The 15,567-nt window shown below is 41.5% G+C and carries 13 protein-coding genes; 12 read left to right on the top strand and 1 reads right to left on the bottom strand.

Annotated elements, in window-relative coordinates; genetic code table 11:
• Positions 1–4: 4 nt before the first annotated feature.
• From WAA20_RS11865 to WAA20_RS11835, 7 genes are all read left to right on the top strand, one after another.
• On the top strand, positions 5–2,659 hold the full coding sequence (locus tag WAA20_RS11865; protein ID WP_073385850.1) for a hypothetical protein: 2,655 nt from the start codon (positions 5–7) through the stop codon (positions 2,657–2,659).
• 32 nt (positions 2,660–2,691) lie between these two features.
• Complete coding sequence (gene hisH, locus WAA20_RS11860) at positions 2,692–3,297, top strand: imidazole glycerol phosphate synthase subunit HisH (protein WP_073385852.1); 606 nt, start codon at positions 2,692–2,694, stop codon at positions 3,295–3,297.
• A gap of 2 nt (positions 3,298–3,299) precedes the next feature.
• Positions 3,300–4,061 carry an imidazole glycerol phosphate synthase subunit HisF gene (gene hisF, locus WAA20_RS11855; protein ID WP_073385853.1) on the top strand — a complete coding sequence of 254 codons (762 nt, stop codon included), beginning with the start codon at positions 3,300–3,302 and terminating at the stop codon, positions 4,059–4,061.
• Between the two features lie 29 nt (positions 4,062–4,090).
• Complete coding sequence (gene ung / locus WAA20_RS11850) at positions 4,091–4,786, top strand: uracil-DNA glycosylase (RefSeq protein ID WP_073385855.1); 696 nt, start codon at positions 4,091–4,093, stop codon at positions 4,784–4,786.
• A 247-nt stretch (positions 4,787–5,033) separates the two neighbouring features.
• Positions 5,034–6,338 carry a diaminopimelate decarboxylase gene (locus WAA20_RS11845; RefSeq protein ID WP_338801076.1) on the top strand — a complete coding sequence of 435 codons (1,305 nt, stop codon included), beginning with the start codon at positions 5,034–5,036 and terminating at the stop codon, positions 6,336–6,338.
• A 149-nt stretch (positions 6,339–6,487) separates the two neighbouring features.
• Positions 6,488–7,777 (top strand): aminotransferase class I/II-fold pyridoxal phosphate-dependent enzyme, encoded by a 1,290-nt coding sequence (locus WAA20_RS11840; RefSeq protein ID WP_073386034.1) that lies wholly within the window; start codon positions 6,488–6,490, stop codon positions 7,775–7,777.
• 488 nt (positions 7,778–8,265) lie between these two features.
• A complete protein-coding gene (locus tag WAA20_RS11835; protein WP_073385858.1) occupies positions 8,266–9,153 on the top strand; it encodes a tyrosine recombinase in 888 nt (295 codons plus the stop codon).
• Between the two features lie 501 nt (positions 9,154–9,654).
• Here the strand turns inward: WAA20_RS11835 and WAA20_RS11830 are convergent.
• The gene (locus WAA20_RS11830) at positions 9,655–10,683 is read right to left on the bottom strand and encodes a 3-deoxy-7-phosphoheptulonate synthase (RefSeq protein ID WP_073385859.1); all 1,029 of its coding nucleotides are present in this window, start codon (positions 10,681–10,683) and stop codon (positions 9,655–9,657) included.
• Positions 10,684–10,977: 294 nt separating this feature from the next.
• On the opposite strand from WAA20_RS11830, the gene WAA20_RS11825 reads away from it, so the two are divergent.
• Genes WAA20_RS11825 through WAA20_RS11805 form a run of 5 tightly spaced genes read left to right on the top strand, consistent with a single transcriptional unit; the run spans position 10,978 to position 15,552 of the window.
• The gene (locus WAA20_RS11825; protein WP_242951146.1) at positions 10,978–11,976 is read left to right on the top strand and encodes a MoxR family ATPase; all 999 of its coding nucleotides are present in this window, start codon (positions 10,978–10,980) and stop codon (positions 11,974–11,976) included.
• 15 nt (positions 11,977–11,991) lie between these two features.
• On the top strand, positions 11,992–12,924 hold the full coding sequence (locus WAA20_RS11820) for a DUF58 domain-containing protein (protein ID WP_073385862.1): 933 nt from the start codon (positions 11,992–11,994) through the stop codon (positions 12,922–12,924).
• Positions 12,924–13,403, top strand: coding sequence for a hypothetical protein (locus WAA20_RS11815; protein ID WP_073385864.1), 480 nt, complete (start codon positions 12,924–12,926; stop codon positions 13,401–13,403). Before WAA20_RS11820 ends, WAA20_RS11815 begins: the two co-directional genes overlap by 1 nt.
• A complete protein-coding gene (locus WAA20_RS11810; protein WP_073385865.1) occupies positions 13,394–14,521 on the top strand; it encodes a vWA domain-containing protein in 1,128 nt (375 codons plus the stop codon). Before WAA20_RS11815 ends, WAA20_RS11810 begins: the two co-directional genes overlap by 10 nt.
• Complete coding sequence (locus WAA20_RS11805) at positions 14,518–15,552, top strand: VWA domain-containing protein (RefSeq protein ID WP_073385866.1); 1,035 nt, start codon at positions 14,518–14,520, stop codon at positions 15,550–15,552. Before WAA20_RS11810 ends, WAA20_RS11805 begins: the two co-directional genes overlap by 4 nt.
• Positions 15,553–15,567: the final 15 nt, after the last annotated feature.

Below are 15,567 nucleotides of genomic sequence, written 5' to 3'. Positions count from 1 at the left end.
CGTTATGGCATCGATCGATAACACAAGCGAAATTGATGCATTATCGAAATTGGCAGGCAAAGCGCCAGCCGGGTCTTCTGATGCTCAAAATGCTATCGATCTGGATAATGAAGACTTAAAAGAGATCAATCAGCTTTTAAGTAGTATCGACAAAGGCGAGATCATCGATCCTCATCTTGCGCAGGTGGCTGAAAGCTACAAGGCTGCAGAAGCCTCAAGTGCCAATATTCCTCAGTATACAGTTGGTGAAGAGTCTCCTGATTTTTTTGATATAGATGAAGAGGAGCAGGATCTTGACCAGGCCATAGCTGCTATTGAAGAGGCTATGCAGAAGATGGAGGAAGGTTCTGCTGATATACAACAAACTGAAGAACCAGAAATACCTGAAGATGCAGAACCGGTTGATGAAACTGAACCGGTTAATGATATAGAAACACCTGGAGATACTGAAACACAGGATGCTCCAGAAGAACCGATAGTGGATGAAACTCCTGAATTGGAGGAAGGTGCACCTATGGCAGATAACAATGTACCAGAAGTGCCAACTGCATCAGATGATCCCAATAAGCAGCTGTCGCCTGAAGAGATAGCAGCTATGTTTGCTGCGGCCGGAGGTGGAGACAGTGCGCCTGAACCAGAGCCTGCTCCAGAACCTGCACCGGCAGCACCTGATCCCGGGGATGATCCTAATAAGAAGCTGTCACCTGAAGAGATAGCAGCTATGTTTGCTGCGGCCGGAGGTGGAGACAGTGCGCCTGAACCAGAGCCTGCTCCAGAACCTGCACCGGCAGCACCTGATCCCGGGGATGATCCTAATAAGAAGCTGTCACCTGAAGAGATAGCAGCTATGTTTGCTGCGGCCGGAGGTGATAGTGAGCCCGCTCCAGAACCAGAACCAGCTCCTGAGCCAGAGCCTGCTCCGGAAGCTGAGGCACCTGCTGACGATGCTCCATCTCCTGATGATATTCTTAAGTCTATGCAGCCTGCAGATGATGATCCTAATAAGAAGCTGTCACCTGAAGAGATAGCTGCTATGTTTGCAGCAGCGGGAGGTGACGATGCTCCTGCTGATGAAGGCAGTGAAGAGGCTACTTCAGAAGAAGACGGTGCCGAAGAAAGCTTAGAAAAAGCCACAGAAGGCGGAGAAGAACTATCAATAGATGAAGGCGATTCAGGAGAAGGCAGTACAGAAGAAGCCACAGAAGGTGAAGAATTATCAATTGACGAAGGCGCTGCAGAATCAGAAGAATTGTCTGTCGAGGAGCCTTCTGAAGAAGCAACAGAAGAAGGTGGAGGCGATGAGCTTTCGCTTGATGACATAGAAGAGACACCTGCAGATGCAGGTGAAGAAACTGCAGCAGAAGAAACTGCAGCAGAAGAAACTACAGCAGAAGATAGTGCCGGTGATGAAAACGCTGATGCAGATCTTGATTCTCTTATGGATTCTCTTGGAAGTGATGACATGGATTCACTGGAGAATGGAGAATCTGAGGGTGCGTCCGATGGCGGCGATGATCTTAATATAGAAGAAGGCGCTGAAGGCGGTGGCGAAGAGCTTTCACTTGAAGAACCGTCAGATGGTGGAGACGAGCTCAGCCTTGAAAATGAGGGTGAGGGCGATGATCTTATGTCGCTTTCAGAAGAAGGTGCAGAATCTGAAGAAGCTCCTGAAGAAGAGGAAGAGTCTGCGCCATCTAATGATGAGCTTGATGATATAGAACTTGAAGCTAAGGCTTCTAAGGGTAAAAAAGGCGGAAAGAAAGCCAAAGAGAAGAAGTCAAAAGAAGATGGAGGCGAAAAGAAAGGATTTTTTGCCAGAATTCTTGCAGCTCTTTTCTCAGAGGATGAAGAAAGCGAAGGCGGCAATGTAGAAAATAATGAACTTGCATCTCTGACGGACGAAAATCAGGCTGTTCTTAATGAGATGGAAGGCGAGAAGAAGAAAAAGAAGGAAAAGAAGGAAAAAGAGCCTAAGCCTAAGAAAGAAAAGAAGCCGGCTAAGAAGAAGGAGAAAAAGCCGAAGCAGCCTAAGCCTCCAAAAGAAAAGAAGGAAAAGAAGCCAAAAGTTCCGGATGGACCGCCTCCAAAGCCGATTCCGCCGAGGAAGTTTATTCTTGCTTTCCTTTTAGTTATACCAATTGGAATAATTTGTGCACTTCCGGCATACACGATCCCAGAGAAGGCACTTCATCAGGAAGCGCAGGAGGCGTTCCTGAGTGGTGATTACGAAGAAGCGTATAGGGATTACTATAGTTTGTACCGCGCAGGTAAGCTTGATGAAGACGACCAGATCCTTTACTGGAAGGCAAGATATATCTCCCAGATGAGGCATTATTACAAGCAGTACGAGGTATTTGCAGCTGCAAATCTCCCTGTTGAGGCTTTGAATGCTCTTGTTAAGGGAGTTGAGCAGTACGAAGAGATCATGGAGGATAATGAAAGGCTGAAGGAACTTGAGCTTGAGTACAAACCGGATTCGATACCTGATTCTTTGGTTGAAAGTGAAGTCAATATAGCGTACTATAATATACAATCGGCGCTCGAGAATGAATACGGCCTTACTATAGAAGAAGTTTATGAGCTGATCTACATTGATAAGGATGTTGAATACACCAAGCAGCTCCAGATAATATGCGGCCTTAGAGCAGCGCCCGAGTAGCAGTTGTATAGGCAAAGAGGGAGGATGGTTTTTTGGTCGCTATATTGGATTATGATGCCGGTAATATCAAGAGTGTTGAAAAGGCATTCAGGTATCTTGGAGCAGATGTTGTAACAACAAGGGATGAAAAGGAGATCTTAAGTGCGGATCATGTAGTGTTGCCTGGAGTAGGTTCTTTTGGCGACGCTATGGCTAAGTTAAATGAATACGGACTTGTGGATGTTATTAAGAAGACTGTAGAGTCTGGCATCCCGTTTTTAGGAATATGCCTGGGCCTTCAGCTCATGTTCGATTCAAGTGATGAATCGGAAGGAGTTAAGGGTCTGGGTATTTTTCGTGGAAAAATAAGAAAGATTCCTGCTGATAGTGGTCTTAAGGTTCCTCAGATTGGATGGAATGATCTTTCTTATGCTAATAAGGGACGCCTTTTTAAGGATGTTCCGGAACATTCATATGTATATTTTGTTCATTCATATTATCTGGATGCAGAGGATAAGGGCATTGTCACGGCTACTACAGATTATGGCGTACGTGTAGAGGCTTCTGTGGAAAAAGATAATGTATTTGCATGTCAGTTTCATCCGGAAAAAAGTTCGGAAGTTGGAATGCAGATCTTGAAGAATTTTCTGGAGGTATAAAGATGCTGACTAAGAGAATAATACCTTGTCTTGACGTAAAAGACGGAAGAGTTGTTAAGGGAATAAATTTCGTAGAGCTCAGGGATGCAGGAGATCCTGTATCTGTTGGAGAGGCTTATAGTAAGGCCGGTGCAGATGAGCTTGTTTTTCTTGATATTACTGCAACATCTGATGCGAGAAATACTGTTGTTGACATGGTAAGAAAGGTTGCAGACAGAGTTTTCATTCCTTTCACAGTTGGAGGCGGCATAAGAACTGTTGATGACATGAGAGCGATCCTTCGTGAGGGCGCTGACAAGTGCGCTGTTAACTCAGCTGCCATAAACAGACCTGAGCTTATTTCAGAAGGCGCTGATAAATTCGGTAGTCAGTGCGTTGTAGTTGCTATTGATGCAAGGAAAAGAGAAGATGGCTCAGGCTGGAACGTTTATAAAAACGGCGGCCGTATCGATACAGGACTTGATGCTATAGAATGGGCTAAAAAAGCAGATAAGCTTGGCGCAGGTGAGATCCTTCTTACAAGTATGGACGGAGATGGAACTAAGGCTGGATATGACATAGAGCTTACAAGAGCAATTGCTGATGCTGTAAGTATACCTGTTATAGCATCAGGCGGAGCAGGAACCAAGGAGCATTTCTATGAAGCTCTTACAGACGGAAAGGCTGATGCTGCGCTTGCAGCTTCTTTGTTCCATTATAAAGAGCTTGAGATCTCTGAGGTTAAGGAATATCTGCGCGATAGAAATGTACCGGTAAGACTTTAATACGAGACTTTGATCAACGAGGACATAAAATGGGAGCAATTAGTGGAAACTGGGCTAAGGCTTTGGAACCTGAGTTCAGAAAACCTTACTATACTGATTTATACAAATTTATAAAAGAAGAATATTCTACACATGTGGTATATCCGCCGTCAGAAGAGATATTTAACGCTCTTCATCTTACAGATCTTCATGATATAAAGGTTGTTATCTTAGGACAGGACCCTTATCATGAACCCAGACAGGCGCATGGTCTGTGCTTTTCAGTAAGACCTGATGTGGATATTCCGCCTTCACTTGTTAATATCTATAAAGAGCTTCATGATGATCTTGGCTGCAAGATCCCAAATAACGGATATCTTGAGCATTGGGCTAAGCAGGGCGTGCTTTTATTGAACACGCTTCTTACTGTAAGGGCTCACCAGGCTTTTTCCCACAAAGGAAAAGGATGGGAGAACTTTACGGATGCAATCATAAGAGCTGTCAACAATGAGGACAGGCCGATCGTCTATATGCTGTGGGGAAGCCCTGCGCAGAAGAAGGCTGAAATGCTTAATAACCCTAAGCACCTTATATTAAAAGCGCCACACCCGAGCCCATTATCAGCTTACAGAGGATTCTTTGGCTGCAAGCATTTTAGCAAGTGTAATGAGTTCTTGGAACAAAACGGGTTAGAAAAGATCGATTGGCAGATCCCTGACATAGAAATGCATCCGGAGTTCTTTTAAGAACTCCTAATTTCTGGACATGTCTGGACTACATCCTGTAGTAGGTACATAGAAATGCATCCATGCATTTCTAAGCATGTACGAACTACATCCTGTAGTTCGGGGATATCCCTTAAAAGTTTCCTTGTGATATTAATCAATTCAAAAAACTTAATATAAACTCTGTACAAGTGGCATATTTTATGGTACTTTACTAGAGTAAATGGTCAAATTGTATACAAAGATACAATTACACAAATAGAAAGGCATGAATTTAGATATGAAAAAGGCTTTTATCAGCAAAGAACAGGCAGAAGCAATTGCCAGAGAGTACCCCACACCTTTTTATATTTATGATGAAAAGGGCATCAGAGAGAACGCACGTGCCGTAAACAAGGCATTTTCATGGAATAAAGGTTTCCGCGAGTATTTTGCAGTTAAAGCTACTCCAAACCCTGAGATTCTTAAGGTTTTGCTTGAAGAGGGATGTGGATTCGACTGTTCATCAATGGCGGAACTTGTTCTTTCAAGGGCTGTTGGTGCCAAGGGCGCAGATATAATGTTTTCTTCCAACGATACACCGGTTGAAGAGTTTGTATATGCAGGTGAACTTGATTCTATCATCAATCTTGATGATCTTACTCATGTAGACTATTTTATCGAGAATAATATTCCTTTTAAGGAAACTATGTGCTGCAGATTTAATCCGGGCGGCGTGTTCAAGATGAGTAACGGAATCATGGATAATCCTGGGGATTCCAAGTATGGAATGTCTGAAGAGCAGATGGCCGAGGCTTTTACCAAGATGATGGAGCATGGCGTTAAGCACTTCGGTATTCATGCTTTTCTTGCAAGTAACACTGTAACTAATGAATATTATCCTCAGCTTGCCGGTCAGCTTTTTGAGCTTGCAATAAGGCTTAAGGAAGCTACAGGCGCTGATATTACATTTATCAATCTTTCAGGAGGCGTAGGAATTCCTTATACTCCTGATCAGACTCCTAACGATATCGCTGTTATCGGCGAGGGTGTTCACAAGAAGTTTGATGAGATCATGGTTCCTGCCGGACTTGGCGATGTAGCTATTTTCACAGAGATGGGCAGATATATGATGGGACCATTCGGAAGCCTTGTTACAAGAGCTATCCATGAGAAGCATATCTACAAGGAGTACATCGGAGTTGATGCCTGCGCAGCTAACCTTATGCGCCCTGCAATGTACGGCTCCTATCATCATATAACTGTTTTGGGCAAAGAAAACGAGCCTTGCGATCATCTTTATGATGTAACCGGTTCTCTTTGTGAAAACAACGATAAGTTTGCTATAGACAGAAAGCTTCCTAAGATCGATATGGGTGATCTTATCTATATCCACGACGCCGGTGCCCACGGTTTTGCTATGGGTTATAACTACAATGGTCGTCTGTGGAGCAGCGAACTTCTGCTTCAGGAAGATGGAAGCGTAAGATGCATCAGAAGAGCGCAGACTATGAGAGATTACTTCGCTACATTTGATGAGCTGCCTGTATTTAACGCTATTGAGGACGCTATTGAAGAGTCAGGCCAGCAGTAATGGTAGTTTATTAAGGTGTTTTATTTTTGTATTTTTGTTTAGGTATTTTTATTTAGGTATTTTGGTTTAAATATTTTTATTTAGGTATTTTTATTAAGGTATATTATTTTGGAAGGTGGAGATATAAGGCAATGAAGAATGCAAAGAATGTGAAGAAGTACACAGAAATGTCAAAGGAGGAACTCACAGCAGAGCTTGCTTCATTAAAGAAAGAGTATGACAAGTATCAGGCTATGGAGATGTCTCTTGATATGAGCCGTGGTAAGCCATGCAAAGAGCAGCTTGATCTTTCTATGGGAATGATGGATGTTCTTAGTTCAAATTCTGATCTTGCTTGTGAAGATGGTACAGATTGCCGTAACTACGGTGTGCTTACAGGTATTGATGAAGCTAAAGAGCTTCTTTCCGATATGATGGAGAATAACCCAAGCAATATTATCATCTTTGGTAATTCTTCTCTTAATGTTATGTATGACTGCATCAGCCGTTCATTTACACACGGTGTTATGGGCAATACTCCATGGTGCAAGCTTGATAAGGTTAAGTGGCTTTGCCCTTCACCCGGATATGACAGACACTTTGCTATTACAGAGTATTTCGGCATCGAGATGATTCCTGTTCCTATGTCTCCTGAAGGCCCTGATATGGATATGGTCGAGAAGCTTGTTGCAGAAGACGAGAGCATTAAGGGTATCTGGTGCGTTCCGAAGTATTCAAATCCTCAGGGATATTCATATTCAGATGTAACAGTAAGACGTTTTGCTAACCTTAAGCCTAAGGCACATGATTTCCGTATTTACTGGGATAATGCTTATGGTATCCATCATCTGTATGATACAGAGCAGGATTATCTCATCGAGATCCTTGCTGAGTGCAAGAAGGCTGGCAATCCTGACCTTGTTTATAAGTTTGCTTCAACATCCAAGATCACTTTCCCTGGATCTGGAATTGCAGCTATGGCAACAAGCCTTAACAACATGGAAGATATCGTTAAGCAGATGAACTTCCAGACAATCGGTCACGACAAGGTTAACCAGCTTCGCCATGTAAGATACTTCAAAGATATCCATGGTATGGTTGAACATATGAAAAAACAGGCTGATATCTTAAGACCTAAGTTCGAAGCAGTAGAGAGTATCTTCGATGAGAACCTTGGCGGTCTTGGAATCGGTGAGTGGACTAAGCCAAAGGGCGGTTACTTCATCAGCTTTGATTCCATGCCTGGTTGCGCTAAACAGATCGTGGCATATTGTAAGAAGGCAGGAGTTAAGCTTACAGGTGCAGGATCAACATATCCTTACCACAAGGATCCTACAGACAGCAATATCCGTATTGCTCCTACATATCCTTCACTTGCAGACCTTAAGACAGCAGCAACTCTTTTCACACTCTGCGTTAAGTATGTAAGTGCTGAGAAAATCCTTGCAACTATGGATTGATAAATATAGATCGCAGAAGCAGACACCAGATGTTTGCTTCTGCGATTTTTTGTTTTATGTTATTCAAACTTCGCACATGTAAAATGGCTAGGTTGTCGAGTATTCCTGAGGTTGGCAGCCTATAAATGATTTTGTTGTCATGAAAATAATATAAAATTCAAGGCATGATATCTGGAGCTTTCTATTCCCAGGGGGCCGAAACTCGCTACGCTCAAACATACGGCCCCTAAGCGGGAATATAAATCTCCATATATCACGCTCTTGAATTTAATATTATTTTCAAAGACAACAAAATCATTTATAGGCTGCCAGCCTCAGGAATATTCAAAGCTTTAGTATATTTTATATGTGCGAAGTTTGATTTATGTTATTTACAAATACTAAAATTTATATGGAAAAAATAATCTTGATTCTTTGAATTCACATTATATAATTAATGTAATTACGTATCTTTGGTTGGTTATATTAAGTCAAAATGGAGATAATCCATGGAAGATGCAATTAACGAATTCATATCTTATCTGGGGAACGTCAGAGAAGTAAAAGAAAATTCGCTGTTATCATACAGACGCGATCTTACGCGTCTAATGATGGCGATGAAAGAAGAGAACATATATAGCTGGTCTGAGGTGAGCGAAGACCAGCTTTCTTCGTATGTAAGTAACATGACAGAACACCTCATGGCTGACACAACCATATCAAGGCACATATCGTCCATAAGATCCTTCTGGCACTTCATGGTTGAAAGCGGAGAACTTGAAAACGACATAACAGAAGGCCTAAAAGCCCCTCACATAGAAAGATCTCTCCCCAAAATCCTCACAGAAAGAGAGATCGCCATGCTCCTAGATCAGCCTGACCTAAACACCCCAAAAGGCAAAAGAGATAAAGCCATGCTGGAGCTCCTCTTTGCCACCGGAATCCGTGTAAGCGAAATAGCCATGCTTAAAATAGACGACGTTGAGTTTAGACTCAACTGCATTGACTTCAAAAACTTTGGCCAGGATAGAATAGTCCCCTTCGGCCAACACGCAAGAAGCGCCATTATGGACTACTTAAAAGGCGGAAGACTAGCCCTCCTTGGCGATACCACAGACGAAGGAATTTTATTCTTATCAGCCACAGGCGGCAAAGCCATGAGCAGACAAGGTGTATGGAAGATGATTAAAAAGTACGGCAAAATGGCAGGCATAAAATCAGCCATTACCCCATTCTCTATACGACACACTTTCGCTTCTCATATGATAGAAAATGGCGCAGATATACAAGTAGTACAGGAAATGCTAGGGCATCAGGATATAGCATCAACCCAAAGATATGCTGATAATAAGCATAATTATATTAGAGAAATCTATCAGAGAACTCAACCCAGATAATCTTAGAAATGAAACAATATTCGAGTATACTGAAAGTATATTATTGAATTGTATATGTTTTCGCAACTTTGAATCAGAAATCCGCATTTACTGCGGATTTCGTAAGAAAGTGAATCGGTAGGTAAATAGGCTAGGCACCGAAGGTGTTCTCAATTGGCCTATTTACATGACTTTTGGAACGAAGTGACAAAAAGTCATAAATAATTAGAATAAATAAAATTTCGTATATATAAAACGTAAACAACACCTTGAAGATTCCCGAGGCTGGGAGTTAACAAGTGATTTTTTTGTCTTTGAAAAATATATTAAATTCAAGAGCTTGATATATGAAGGATATATTCTGTTTGGGATTTATCTGTCTGAGCGAAGCGAGTTTATAAATCCCAGAATATATCCTTCAGATATCATGCCTTGAATTTTATATTTTTCACGACAACAAAATCATTTGTTAACTCCCAGCCTCGGGAATCTTCAAGGTGTTGGCAGCTTATAACGCTTGCATCAGCTGAGCTCTGCGATATCGTAGAGAAGCTTTTCTGTTGCATCCCATCCAAGGCATGGATCTGTGATGGACTTTCCGTAGATTCCTTCGCCGATCTTCTGAGCACCTTCCTCGATGTAGCTCTCGATCATTACACCCTTAACAAGCTTTCTGATCTCATCTGAGTGCTGACGGCTGTGAAGTACTTCCTTTACGATTCTAACCTGCTCACGATATTTTTTACCAGAGTTATTGTGGTTTGAATCAACGATAACTGCAGGGTTCTGGATATCCTGCTCCTTGTAGAGCTGGTTTACAAGACTTAAGTCTTCATAATGGTAGTTAGGAATGTTACGTCCGTTCTTGTTCTGTGAACCGCGGAGTACGCAGTGAGCAAGAGGGTTACCGGATGTAGTAACCTCATATCCTCTATATAAGAAAGAATGAGGATGCTGAGCTGCATAGATTGAATTCAGCATAACTGTAAGATATCCGCTTGTAGGATTCTTCATTCCGGCAGGAACATCGAAGCCGCTGGCAGTCATTCTGTGCTGCTGATCTTCAACGGAGCGGGCACCTATTGCTACATATGAAAGAATATCTTCAACATATCCCCAGTTTTCAGGGTAGAGCATTTCGTCTGCGCTGGTAAGACCGGATTCTTCGATTGCACGGATGTGCATGTGACGCATGGCGATAAGTCCCTGTCTGAAATCAGGATTTTTCTCAGGGTCAGGCTGTGAAGTGATTCCCTTATAGCCTTCGCCTGTAGTACGTGGCTTGTTAGTGTAGATACGAGGAATGATGATAAGCTTGTCCTTGACCTTATCGTTAACCTTGGCAAGTCGTGAAACGTAGTCGATAACTGCATCTTCATTATCAGCTGAACATGGCCCTACTATAACAATAAATTTATCACTCTTACCTGTAAAAACATCAGCGATTGCTTTGTCTCTTTCCTTCTTGATTGCTTTAAGTGATGCTGCTACAGGGAATTCTTCCTGTATTTCCTGAGGTGTTGGAACCTTCTGAATGTACTCGAATGACATGGTGCTCCTTTCAATGGCGGCAAACTAAGTAAACTCTATTTGTTTTTTGCCACACAAAATGCTTTTATACGTTGGCGCTTTAAAGCGTCGATATCAAGTATAACATATTTTCTACAAAAATAAAGATGTAATTAATTATTTTAAGGAAATAACTAAAAGTCAAGTAAATAACAAAAAAGTAAGGTTATTTTGTCGTTCGTCGTATATTTATAACGTTTTGTCAGTTTAAATGTGTTATTCTTATAGACAGTGTTAAATTATAATCATCAAAGAAAATACATGAGGTGTGTGTTAATGAATGTTCAGATAAGTAATGAAGATTTTGCCTGGTCACAACAGGCTATTGGAAAGCTTTCAAGATATTTCGAGCAGAATGTCGTTGGACAGAAGCTCCTTGAGAGATCTATGATAGCTGCGCTTCTTGGTAATGGTCACGTACTTGTTGAGTCTGTTCCGGGACTTGCCAAGACTACAGCAGCCAGAGCACTTGCAGATGCTATAGGAGGTAAGTTTTCAAGAATTCAGTGTACTCCTGACCTTTTACCTGGTGATATTGTTGGTACACAGATATTCAGACAGGATTCAGGTAAGTTTGAAACAGTTCTCGGACCTGTATTTGCCAATATTGTTCTTCTAGATGAGATCAACAGATCAAGTGCCAAGACTCAGAGTGCCATGCTTGAGGCCATGCAGGAGAAGCAGGTAACAATTGGTGGTAACTCATACCATATGCCTAAAGATACATTTTTTGTTATAGCTACACAGAACCCTATCGAACAGGAAGGTACATATCCGCTCTCAGAGGCTCAGGCAGACCGTTTCCTTATTAAGGAAAAGATTTCCTATCCTTCACTTCAGGAAGAGGTTTCTATCCTTAATATGATGGAAGCTATCGAGCATGACATAAAGATGGAAAAGCAGCCTGCAGTTCTTTCTATTGAAGAGATAGCAAGACTTCAGAAGATCGTTTCAAATATTTACTGTGATCCTACAGTTAAAAACTATATCGCTGCTATTGTTGCAGCAACAAGATGCGCTGATCAGTATCTTCCTGCAAACCTTAAGGGTTATGTAAGCCTTGGTGCCAGCCCTCGTGCGACTATCGCTTTCCTTAAGATGAGTAAGGCTCTTGCTCTTATGCAGGGAAGACTGTTTGTAACACCTGATGATGTTAAGAGCATTTCAAGACAGGTTCTCAGACATCGTATATCACTTCGTTACCTTGCAGCAGCAGATGGAATCAATGAGGACATGATTGTTGACGGTATTGTCAGAGCAGTCAGAACTCCGTGAAAGGAATAAGACCATATGTTGGGTAAAAAGCAAAATGCCAATCCTTTAAGGCTTCGTCCTAACTATGAGGCACTTAACCTTCCGGCAGCAGAAATTCATTTTAGTAACTTTGGTAAACAGGTTGGTCGCGCGGATGGTGCTTTCAGATCTGTTTTCAGAGGCAGAAGCATGGAGCTTGAAGATCTGAGAGAGTATGTCGCTGGTGATAACCTTCGAGATATAGACTGGAAATCATCTTCAAGAACCGGCGAGATCCTTGTCAGAAACTATGTTGCAGACAAGAAAAGAAGATTCATGTTTGTGGTAGATACAGGCAGGAATATGCTTGGTGCTATGCCGGATGGTCATTCCAAGACGGCAGCAGGTATCATTACAGCAGCAAGTGCAGCATATATGTGCACAAAAGCCGGTGCTGAATATCAGATCATTGGTGGTATGGAAGCCGGAAGACAGGAAAGATTTTCATGCGGCCCCGGCTTTTTAGAGGCTCAGTTAAGACGCCTTGAAGGCTGCTATAATATGAGCGTTCAACTTGCAGGAAAAAAGAAAGCTGCACTTACCGACGAGTTCAATATGCAGCTTAAACGTATAGTTGCTTCTCCAATGAGAAGTGTATCTCTTTTCCTTATAACAGATCTGTATGGTGTGTTAACACTTGATGACAGGCTGATAAAGAGCATATGTACGGTTCGAGATCTGTATGTGATCCTTATGGAAGACGCAGATTGGGGAAGCAGTCATATTTACAATGCTCAGACAGGTGTTGCGGTATCCGAATATCTGTCATATTCTTCAGGAATGGCTGATGAGATCAGCAATAAGAAGGCTGATCTTCAGGCTAAAGCAATGAGAAACCTTCGCGCATGCGGCGCTTCATATGAAGTTGTAAGAAGTACGCAGGATATAACAGAATCAATAATTAAAGTATTAAACAGGGGGGTGGGCTAATGGAATTCTCAGTTTCGCTTCAGGATGCATTATTTGATGATAAATATTTATATATTATATTGATATCTTTGCTTTTGGCATCACTTATATGTTTTGTTACTTTCTGCTTTATCAGAGTAGAAAAGACTGCACGAGTAGTTGCAGTGAAGAAGGCACCTGATAAGACTCCTGAAATGATCGAGAAAAAGCGAGTTGAGACTCTTACAAGACTTAATGACCTTGATAATAAGTACAAGAGAAAAGAGATCGGTGTCAGAGAGACAAGTACGATCATAAGCATAACAGTAAGAGACTTCCTTTCCTATGCAACAGGTAAGGAGATGGATTGTAGTACACTTACAGAAATGTACAAATGGAACAGCAGAGATCTTACAAAGCTTATTGGATGTCTGTATGGTGCAGAATTTTCAAAATATTCAGCAAAGGATGCAGCTAATTTCTTAAGAGATGCAAAAAAACTGGTGGCAGCATGGAGATAGAACTTAGAAACGAAATCCTGGCAATGTGGGTCATGATTGGAGTGGCAGTAATAGTTGCCGGGATATTCGGAATCAGGGAATATAAGAAAAGAAAAGCTCTTTCAGCAGATGAAATGAGCAAATACATGGGCTATGGCGCCATGTGGATGGTTAATAACATGAAGGGCTACAGGATCAGAAAAATGGTCCACACAGTTCTTAATGTAGTGGGTATTGCAGGTATTTCCCTTGGCCTTTTATCATCGGCTTATCTTATGGGAAGACCTTCTTATACAGAGGAAGTAACTACAGGTATTCAGAGACGAGATATTTTCCTGTGCCTGGATGTTTCATATTCATTGTATGGCCTTAACTACGATTTTGTAAAAAACTTAAAGACAGTAGTTGAGGGGCTTGACGGAGACAGAGTCGGTATTTCAATTTTTAATACATCATCTGTTCTTTATATGCCTCTTACTGATGATAAAGATTTTGCATGTGAAAAGCTTGATAAGCTGGAACAGTATTTTGTTAATCAAAAGAGATATTGTGAATTATATGATAAGTATTATGACGGATTAACAGATGCTGAAGAAGAGGAAATGTACGAGGTTATTGATGAACTTCTTGAGTTCGAAGCTGGAACTGTTGTAAATAGTGATGAGCTTGGTAGTTCACTGATAGGTGAAGGCCTTGCAACATGCCTTTATGATTTCCCTTCTCTGAAGGATTCAGAAAGAACAAGAATAATCCTTATGGTTACAGATAATGCGGAGAATGCTTTCAAGAAGCCTTATGTAAGACTTCCTGAGGCAGCAGATCTTTGTGCAAAGAATGATGTTGTTCTGTTTGGTATTTTCCCGCCTGAGGATAAATTCTATGAGCTTAATTACGGATACGATTTTGATGATCTTAGTGAAGAGCTGAGAGATTCAAGTGTCAAGACAGGTGGAGCATTCTATGTTGCCGATGACAATTTTGATACAAAAGGTATAGTCGAAGCGATCCAGTCTCACGAAGCAATGCAGGTGGATGAGATCACAGAGACAAGAACATATGATATGCCTAAGACACCATTTATATTTATTTTAGTAGGAATACTTGCACTGGCTGCTGCAAGGGCAGGAGGTGCGTGTTGACAACAAATCCGATTTTACCGATTATTGTAATCTTACCAATAATTGCCATGGTCTTCGCAGGTCTTTTTATAGGAATGATCAGGTCACATGGAAGTGTTTGGAAGAAGACCATAGAAACTGTAATTACAGTTCTTATCTGTATATGCATATATGTAATCAACTTAAGAGTAATGGTACCTTCAAACGAGGCTACAGTTACCGTTCCAAGTCTCAATGTACTTTTTGTAGTCGATTCTACTATCAGTATGTGGGCTGAGGATTATGACGGTGACGAAAGCCGTATAGACGGAACAAAAGAGGCCTGTAACGCTATCATGGATGAATTTACAGGAAGCTCTTTTGCTCTGATAACTTTCTCAGACAAAGCGGAAGTACAGATTCCTCTTACACCTGACAGGCAGTCCATAACAGATGCACTCGATTATTTGTATGAACCGAGTATGTATGCGGCTAAAGGTAGTAATATGAACAGCCCTGTTGATGAGATGGACAGAATAATTCAGCATATGAAGGCTGAATATGAGAACAGAGAGACAATAGTATTCATTTTTTCAGATGGAGAAGAAACTCTGGAATCAGATAAGGCTGATAAGTCTTCAGATGAGGATACCGATGAAGAGGAAGATGAGGAAGATGATGAGGATAACGATTCATCAGGTAGCAAATATTCCCCATATTCCAGACTCCTTGGAAAAATTGACGGCGGAGCTGTTATAGGTATCGGAAGCGAAGACGGAGCTACAATGAAGGATGGAAACGGCCTTGATATTTACGATCCCCAGACTGGTGATCTTGCAGTTTCCTGCATTGGAGAGGAAAGTCTTGAAGCCATAGCTTCTAAAATGGGAGTAGAATATATTCACATGGAAGAAGTAGATGATATAGATGATACAGTTGAATCTATTATCACAGATGCCAAGTATGAAGCTGAACTTAGAGAAGATGTAGAGAATAAGGATGATACATATTTTTATATGCTTCCTGTACTGATGGTTTTGCTTGTATCTGAGATTCTATTATTTAGAAAATGACGGTATAATAGCGAG

Source organism: Butyrivibrio fibrisolvens, from assembly GCF_037113525.1.
GTDB classification, from domain to species: domain Bacteria; phylum Bacillota; class Clostridia; order Lachnospirales; family Lachnospiraceae; genus Butyrivibrio; species Butyrivibrio fibrisolvens.
The sequence above is the reverse complement of the archived record's forward strand: the minus strand, read 5'-3'. Positions and strand labels throughout refer to the sequence as shown.